We start from the raw sequence: 561 nt of genomic DNA, 5'->3' as shown, positions 1-561 counted from the left end.
AGGCGGTTCTGGGCGTCGTAGGCGTATCCGGCGGCGGTCTGGCCGACGTGGCGGGCGACGAGGTTGCCGGCGGCGTCACGCCCCAGGTAGGTGCTACCGGTTTCGGGGTCGATGCGGGTGATCAGGTAGTGGCGGTGGTCGTAGCCCCAGTGGCGGGTGACGCCGTTCTGGGTGACGCTCAGGATGTTGCCCAGCAGGTTGCGCTGGATGTCGGTGGTGGCGGCGGCAATCGGCGGCACCACCTTGCGCAAGGCTTTGTCGTCCGGGTTGCCGAACACTTGGTAGAAGCTGGAGGTCTGGTAACCGCGCTCGTTCACCTCCGCCACGGCACTGCCGCTGTAGCCGTAGCTGCGGTAGGTGCCGTCGCTGTGGGTCAGTTGGGTGACGCGGTTGAGCCCGTCGTAGTAGGTGGTATCGCCCACGCTCTGATTCGGGTAGCTCTCGAAGGTCTGTCGGCCCAGAGCATCGAAGCGGCGGCTGATGGCGATGCCGTTGACGGTGCTCTGGATGGGGCGGCCGAAGCCATCCCAGTCGATGCGGTCGCTGTAGTTGCCGCGGGTG

1 protein-coding gene is annotated in these 561 nt (G+C 66.7%); it reads right to left on the bottom strand.

Features of this window, described 5'->3' with window-relative positions; genetic code table 11:
• Positions 1–561 (bottom strand): hypothetical protein (locus tag FAZ21_RS20490; RefSeq protein WP_211243556.1); only part of this gene is annotated, 561 nt, incomplete at both ends.

Origin of the sequence: Chitiniphilus eburneus (assembly GCF_005048205.1) — a bacterium.
Classification (GTDB): Bacteria; Pseudomonadota; Gammaproteobacteria; order Burkholderiales; family Chitinibacteraceae; genus Chitiniphilus; species Chitiniphilus eburneus.
Note: the sequence above shows the minus strand (reverse complement) of the source record. Positions and strands in the feature narration are given on the sequence as shown.